This is a genomic window from Streptococcus sp. 5004 (assembly GCF_013276755.1).
Classification (GTDB): domain Bacteria; phylum Bacillota; class Bacilli; order Lactobacillales; family Streptococcaceae; genus Streptococcus.
Genome location: NZ_VMLP01000016.1, coordinates 36921 through 44114, shown reverse-complemented (window position 1 = coordinate 44114; position 7194 = coordinate 36921). Strand labels below are relative to the sequence as shown.

5 protein-coding genes and 2 pseudogenes are annotated in these 7194 nt (G+C 42.9%); 5 read left to right on the top strand and 2 right to left on the bottom strand.

Features of this window, described 5'->3' with window-relative positions; genetic code table 11:
* Positions 1-630, top strand: a pseudogene (locus tag HT685_RS05980) (choline-binding protein A); the annotation flags it as partial.
* Positions 631-1008: 378 nt separating this feature from the next.
* Here the strand turns inward: HT685_RS05980 and HT685_RS05975 are convergent.
* Entirely contained in the window at positions 1009-1692 is a 684-nt protein-coding gene (locus HT685_RS05975) for a DUF4956 domain-containing protein (protein ID WP_173251774.1), read from the bottom strand.
* Positions 1685-2008: pseudogene (locus HT685_RS05970) on the bottom strand (VTC domain-containing protein); the annotation flags it as partial. The gene HT685_RS05975 and the pseudogene HT685_RS05970, both read right to left, overlap by 8 nt.
* Before the next feature lie 596 nt (positions 2009-2604).
* On the opposite strand from HT685_RS05970, the gene HT685_RS05960 reads away from it, so the two are divergent.
* The 4 genes from HT685_RS05960 to HT685_RS05945 all read left to right on the top strand — a co-directional run bounded on the left by HT685_RS05960 (position 2605) and on the right by HT685_RS05945 (position 7189).
* Complete coding sequence (locus tag HT685_RS05960) at positions 2605-3369, top strand: nucleoside phosphorylase (protein WP_173219958.1); 765 nt, start codon at positions 2605-2607, stop codon at positions 3367-3369.
* 473 nt (positions 3370-3842) lie between these two features.
* Positions 3843-5222, top strand: coding sequence for a potassium transporter TrkG (locus HT685_RS05955; protein WP_050236539.1), 1380 nt, complete (start codon positions 3843-3845; stop codon positions 5220-5222).
* Between the two features lie 13 nt (positions 5223-5235).
* A complete protein-coding gene (locus HT685_RS05950; protein WP_173224714.1) occupies positions 5236-5901 on the top strand; it encodes a TrkA family potassium uptake protein in 666 nt (221 codons plus the stop codon).
* A 271-nt stretch (positions 5902-6172) separates the two neighbouring features.
* A complete protein-coding gene (locus HT685_RS05945) occupies positions 6173-7189 on the top strand; it encodes a glycosyltransferase family 2 protein (protein ID WP_173224717.1) in 1017 nt (338 codons plus the stop codon).
* Positions 7190-7194: the final 5 nt, after the last annotated feature.

Genomic DNA, 7194 nt, shown 5'->3' with positions numbered 1-7194 from the left:
AAACCAGCGGAAAAACCAGCTGAAACTCCAGCACAACCTTCTGTTCCTGCAAGACCATCTAATCCGACATATGTCCCTTCATACTCATCATATGTTCCATCATACAGCTCATATTCTGTAGTAGAACCAGCTAAACCAGCCGCTCCAAAAACAGGCTGGAAACAAGAAAACGGTATGTGGTACTTCTACAATACTGATGGTTCAACGGCGACAGGATGGCTACAAGACAACGGTTCATGGTACTACCTAAACGCTAATGGTGCTATGGTAACAGGTTGGCTCCAAAACAACGGTTCATGGTACTACCTCAACAGCAATGGCGCTATGGCGACAGGATGGCTCCAATACAATGGTTCATGGTACTACCTAAACGCTAACGGCGCTATGGCAACAGGTTGGGCTAAAGTCAACGGCTCATGGTACTACCTAAACGCTAATGGTTCAATGGCAACAGGTTGGCTTAAAGATGGAGGTACTTGGTACTATCTTGAAGCATCAGGTGCTATGAAAGCAAGCCAATGGTTCAAAGTATCAGACGAATGGTACTATGTCAATGGCTCAGGTGCCCTTGCAGTCAACACAACTGTAGATGGCTATAGAGTCAATGCTAATGGTGAATGGGTAAACTAATATTCAATGAAAATCAAAGAGCAAACTAGGAAGCCAGCCGCAGGCTGCTCAAAACACCGTTTTGAGGTTGCAGATAGAACTGACGAAGTCAGTCACATCTATACGGCAAGGTGAAGCTGACGTGGTTTGAAGAGATTTTCGAAGAGTATAAGCCTAATATAACTAGTTAATACTGACTTCCTGTAAGAACTCTTTAAAGTATTCCCTACAAATACCATATCCTTTCAGTAGATAATATACTCTTGTAGGAAGTTTAGATTAAAAAATAACTCTGTAATCTCTAGCTGGATTTATGGCGCTAGAGACTACGGAGTTTTTTTTGATTGGTAAAGAATGGTGGTACTCAAGAGACTCTTAGTTTGCTATTTGATTTGAAAATTACAAATTCTTTCTCTTCTTGGCATTCTTGGTCAGGGAAACCTGGTAAGTATCCTGTTTTTTAGTGAGGTAATTGATGATTTGGAAATCGTTAGTTTGAGCCTTGAAATCAACTTCATAGACAGTGGTGACTTGTTCTCCATCATTGCTAATATCAATCGAGATGAGGTCTAACTCAGTACAGAATTGTGCCAGTCCAGATTGGATAGTTTGGAGTTGCTTTTCTTGGTTGGCGATTGTGATGGTTAATAGTCTGCGGCGTTGGTGGTTGCTCTTGCTTTGTTGTTTCTCTAAAAGAAGCCATACCGCTAAGATAAAGACGGTGAAGAGAATCGCTAGAGCTAGATAGCCTGTCCCTGCTGCCAGCCCGATAATCATGGCAAGAAAGATAGCAATTAGCTCTCTCGAACCACTGGTGGCTGAACGGAAACGAATGAGGCTAAAGGTTCCTGCAACGGCGATAGAGGTTCCTAGGCTGCCATTTACCAGAAAGATGACCAAGGTCATCAAGCAGGGGAGTAGGGTCAAACTAACAGCAAATTCCCGTGTATAAAGGGTACGGTGTTTGTAGGCCCAGGTCAGCGCTAAACCTAAGATCAGGCTGACTAAGAGAGCTAAAAAGAGCTGGATGGGATTGGCAGTGGCGGTTGTGTCGTTGAAAATGGAGTTGAAAAGATTAGACATAAGTAGTACCTACACTTTCTGTGCTTGGTCGTGGGCTATAGTCCAGCCCCTGAGACTTGTGGTAGGCGCAGCTGTATTTTGAAAATTTCTGCTCTACCAGTCCATATTGGTCGAGAATATCTTGTAGCCATTGGGGTTTTCTACCTGGAGCTTTAATTTCCATGATGACAATGTCCTCGTTTAGTAGAGGGAAACCGTCCTTTCCTGAGAATAAACTGACATTCTCATCGCGATAGGTTAGATTTTGGTCAATGGTGACACGAATTTTATTGTAGGGAAATCCGCTAATTTCTTTCTTTTCCTTGAGAGAAAAGCGGAGTGGAGATAAAAACTTCTTCTATATTTTTTACCCAACCCACATTTACCTACTCTATATCTTAGCAAGTCTGCTTCATTGATCAATTTTAAATCATCTTGTAACTGGGATGTTTTTGATGCAAGAAGTACTAGTGTAGGAGAGAGTTTTTGTGGATGACTAGATGATGTCAATGATTTTTTCTATTTATTTTCAGTCAAAGATGATACAATAGTAAGGTCGCAAACACTAGACTGCGCAGGCAGGAGGTGATCTTATGTGCGTTTTCATCGAACTTGTCTTGCTACCTATTCTTGCTGGTACACTAGCGAATGTCTTATCGGAGTGGCTTATCCGATTTGTAGCAAGCAAATGCGACAAGAAAAAGAAATAGCCTGAGCGCCTTGAGCAAGCGCAAAAAAACACCACTGGCGGCAACCGGTGGTGTTTCTTATGTGCTTATTTCATCGAACTTTTAAGCAAGTCCATTGTACCATTAAAAAGAGTCTCTGTCAAAAATATTGTTATTGTATTGTTTCTCTCCCCAGTTCATCAGCTTCCTCCTTGACACTCGGTCAGTTTTTGATACAATAGTACAAAATTAGAGGAGGTAGGTTATGATTCAGAAACATGCGATTCCCATTTTAGAGTTTGATGATAATCCTCAGGCGGTCATCATGCCCAATCACGAGGGGTTGGATTTGCAGTTGCCTAAGAAGTGTGTCTATGCCTTTTTAGGTGAGGAGATTGACCGCTATGCTCAGGAAGTAGGGGCGGATTGTGTCGGTGAGTTCGTTTCTGCCACCAAGACCTATCCAGTCTACGTCATCAACTACAAGGGCGAGGAGATTTGTCTGGCTCAGGCTCCTGTTGGTTCAGCTCCAGCAGCCCAGTTTATGGATTGGTTGATTGGCTATGGTGTGGAGCAGATTATTTCCACAGGTACCTGTGGTGTGCTAGCCGATATAGAGGAAAATGCCTTTCTAGTCCCTGTTCGCGCTCTGCGAGATGAAGGAGCCAGTTACCACTATGTGGCGCCTTCTCGTTATATGGAAATGCAGCCAGAGGCTATTGCTGCTATTGAGCGAGTGTTGGAAACCAGAGAGATTCCTTATGAAGAAGTCATGACCTGGTCTACAGACGGTTTTTACCGAGAAACGGCTGAAAAGGTGGCTTATCGCAAGGAAGAAGGCTGTGCTGTTGTGGAGATGGAGTGTTCTGCGCTTGCGGCAGTAGCGCAATTGCGTGGGGTCCTCTGGGGTGAATTGTTGTTCACAGCTGATTCCTTAGCAGACTTGGATCAGTACGATAGTCGTGACTGGGGTTCAGAAGCTTTTGATAAGGCGCTAGAACTGAGTTTAGCAAGTGTTCACCTCCTTTAGTTATGCTGACAAAAGGTCTGCTTTATCATACAATGTCTAGCTCATACTTTGCAAAAATATGTTTAAACGAGGTCATCTTCCTCTTTTTGGACGCATGTTGAGATTGGGAAAAATCTTTAAAATCAGAAAAACGCATCATATCAGGTGAAAAACCTTGATACTATGCGTTTTTATTGTGGTAATATGAAATAAAATCTCAACAAATTGATTAGGTAAGTTGCATCAATTTCTAGTAATGTTTGAGAAGTTGTAGCCTACTATTTCAGATTCAAAATGGTGTGTTTCATTTTCTATAGAGTGAGTAGCTGGCGTTAAAAGCTCCTGTCTTACAGTCACATTATCAAGAACTCTTGAACGAGGCTTGTTATTGCCTAGACTATCAACAAAAAGGTGGCATTTTTTAGGCTTGGTGTTAGTGGATTTTGCCTTATCCTATCTAAGTCATTTCGAGCTTTTTATGGTACAATGGAAACATGTTATTCAAATTATCTAAGGAAAAAATAGAGCTAGGCTTATCTCGTTTATCGCCAGCCCGTCGTATTTTTTTGAGTTTTGCCTTGGTCATTTTACTAGGCTCTCTTCTTTTGAGCTTGCCTTTTGTCCAAGTTGAAAGCTCACGAGCGACTTATTTCGACCATCTCTTTACAACCGTATCCATGGTCTGTGTGACAGGACTTTTTACCCAGCCTGTCGCTGACACCTACAATATTTGGGGTCAGCTCATTTGTATGTTCTTGATTCAGATTGGTGGTCTGGGGCTCATGACCTTTATTGGGGTTTTCTATATCCAGAGCAAGCAAAAGCTTAGTCTTCGTAGCCGTGCAACTATTCAGGATAGTTTTAGTTATGGAGAGACTCGATCTTTGAGAAAGTTTGTCTATTCTATTTTTCTCACGACTTTTTTGGTTGAGGGTTTAGGAGCTTTATTCCTCAGTTTTCGTTTTGTTCCTCAACTTGGCTGGGGGCGCGGTCTCTTTAGTGCTATTTTTCTAGCTATATCCGCCTTCTGTAATGCAGGTTTTGATAATTTTGGAAGTACGAGCTTGATTGCTTTTCAGACTGATCCCTTGGTCAATCTGGTTATCGCAGGCTTGATTATTACAGGCGGTCTTGGATTTATGGTCTGGTTTGACCTTGCTACGCATATAGGGAAAAAGAAAAAAGGGCGCCTGCATTTTCACACCAAACTGGTTTTATTACTGACGGTGGGGCTCCTAGCTTTTGGGACGGTGAGTAGTCTCGCTCTTGAATGGAACAATGCAGGGACGATTGGCAATCTCCCTGTTGCAGATAAGGTCTTGGTCAGCTTTTTCCAAACTGTCAGCATGAGAACGGCTGGTTTTGGGACAATTGATTACAGCATGGCTCGTCCTGTTACCTTATTGATTTATATCTTGCAGATGTTTCTAGGTGGGGCTCCAGGAGGAACAGCTGGGGGGCTCAAGATTACCACATTTTTTGTCCTCTTGGTCTTTGCGCGAAGTGAGCTTTTGGGCTTGCCTCATGCCAATGTTGCGAGACGAACGATTGCGCCACGAACGGTTCAAAAATCCTTTAGTGTCTTTATTATCTTTTTGATGACCTTCTTGCTGGGCTTGATTTTACTAGGGATCACAGCCAAGGGAAATCCTCCCTTTATCCACCTCATATTTGAAACCATTTCTGCTCTTGGGACAGTCGGAGTGACGGCAAATTTAACTCCAGATTTAGGGAAATTAGCTCTAAGTGTGATTATGGTTCTCATGTTTATCGGACGAATTGGTCCCTTGACCCTGCTGGTCAGTCTAGCAGATTACCATCCAGAAAAGAAAGATATGATTCACTATATGAAAGCAGATATTAGTATTGGTTAAGAAAGGAAAGAGCATGTCAGATCGTACGATTGGAATTTTAGGCTTGGGAATTTTTGGGAGCAGTGTCCTAGCTGCCCTAGCCAAGCAGGATATGAATATTATCGCTATTGATGACCACGCTGAGCGCATCAATCAGTTTGAGCCAGTTTTGGCGCGTGGAGTGATTGGTGACATCACAGATGAAGAATTATTGAGATCAGCAGGGATTGATACCTGCGATACCGTTGTAGTCGCGACAGGTGAAAATCTGGAGTCGAGTGTGCTTGCGGTTATGCACTGTAAGAGTTTGGGGGTACCGACTGTTATTGCCAAGGTCAAAAGCCATACAGCTAAGAAAGTGCTAGAAAAGATTGGAGCTGACTCGGTTATCTCGCCAGAGTATGAAATGGGGCAGTCCCTAGCACAGACCATTCTTTTCCATAATAGTGTTGATGTCTTTCAGTTGGATAAAAATGTCTCTATTGTGGAGATGAAGACTCCTCAGTCTTGGGCAGGTCAAAGTTTGAGTGAATTAGACCTCCGTGGCAAATACAATCTGAATATTTTGGGTTTCCGAGAGCAGGAAAATTCCCCATTGGATGTTGAATTTGGACCAGATGACCTCTTGAAGGCAGATACCTATATTTTGGCAGTCATCAACAACCAGTATTTGGATACCCTAGCAGCATTGAATTCGTAAAAGAGGGAGCTTCCCTCTTTTTTGATGCCCAAGATGGCAAAGAGAGACAAAAGCCTTATATTCTAGTAAAAGTTCTTCAAAGGCTGGACTTTATGGTAAAATAGAAAGAAGTGACAAGAGAGAGTAATACTCAATGAAAATCAAAGATCAAACTAGGAAACTAGCCGCAGGCTGCTCAAAACAGTGTTTTGAGGTTGCAGATAGGGTTGACGCGGTTTGAATTTAATTTTCGAAGAGTATAAGAAAAAATCAGTCCCCTAAGGAGCAGATTATGAAGTTATTGTCTATCGCCATTCCTAGCTATAATGCTGCAGCCTATCTTCATTACTGTGTGGAGTCGCTAGTGATTGGTGGTGAGCAAGTTGAGATTTTGATTATCAATGACGGGTCTCAGGACCAGACTCAGGAAATAGCTGAGCGTTTAGCCAGCAAGTATCCTAGCATCGTTAGAGCCATCTATCAGGAAAATAAAGGCCATGGCGGTGCGGTCAATCGCGGCTTGGCGGAGGCTTCTGGGCGCTATTTTAAAGTAGTTGACAGTGATGACTGGGTGGATCCTCGTGCCTACTTGAAAATTCTTGAAACCTTGCAGGAACTTGAGAGCAAGGGTCAAGAGGTTGACGCCTTTGTGACCAATTTTGTCTATGAAAAGGAAGGTCAGTCTCGTAAGAAGAGTATGAGTTATGAGTCAGTCTTGCCTGTTCGGCAGATTTTTGGCTGGGATCAGGTCGGAAATTTCTCAAAAGGGCAGTATATCATGATGCACTCGCTGATTTACCGTACAGATTTGTTGCGAGCGAGCCAGTTCCAACTGCCTGAGCATACTTTTTATGTCGATAATCTCTTTGTCTTTACCCCCCTTCAGCAGGTCAAAACCATGTACTATCTACCTGTCGATTTCTATCGTTATTTGATTGGGCGTGAGGACCAGTCTGTCAATGAGCAAGTGATGATTAAGCGCATTGACCAGCAACTGAAAGTCAATCGACTCTTGGTAGACCAGCTTGATTTATCCCAAGTGAGCCACCCCAAAATGCGAGAATATCTGCTGAATCATATTGAAATCACGACGGTGATTTCCAGTGCCCTGCTCAATCGAGCTGGAACAGCAGAGCATCTTGCCAAAAAACGGGAGCTGTGGACCTATATTCAGCAGGAAAATCCAGAGGTCTTTCAGGCTATTCGCAAAACCATGCTCAGCCGTTTGACCAAACATTCGGTCTTGCCAGCCCGCAAACTTTCCAATGTCGTCTATCAAATCACCAAATCTGTTTATGGATTTAATTGATATAA

What these genes read in the sequence shown, in the direction of transcription:
- HT685_RS05950 (WP_173224714.1), top strand. Translation starts at nt 5,236, where the DNA reads ATGTCAGATCGTACGATTGGAATTTTAGGCTTGGGAATTTTTGGGAGC.
- HT685_RS05975 (WP_173251774.1), bottom strand. Translation starts at nt 1,692, where the DNA reads ATGTCTAATCTTTTCAACTCCATTTTCAACGACACAACCGCCACTGCC.
- HT685_RS05960 (WP_173219958.1), top strand. Translation starts at nt 2,605, where the DNA reads ATGATTCAGAAACATGCGATTCCCATTTTAGAGTTTGATGATAATCCT.
- HT685_RS05955 (WP_050236539.1), top strand. Translation starts at nt 3,843, where the DNA reads ATGTTATTCAAATTATCTAAGGAAAAAATAGAGCTAGGCTTATCTCGT.
- HT685_RS05945 (WP_173224717.1), top strand. Translation starts at nt 6,173, where the DNA reads ATGAAGTTATTGTCTATCGCCATTCCTAGCTATAATGCTGCAGCCTAT.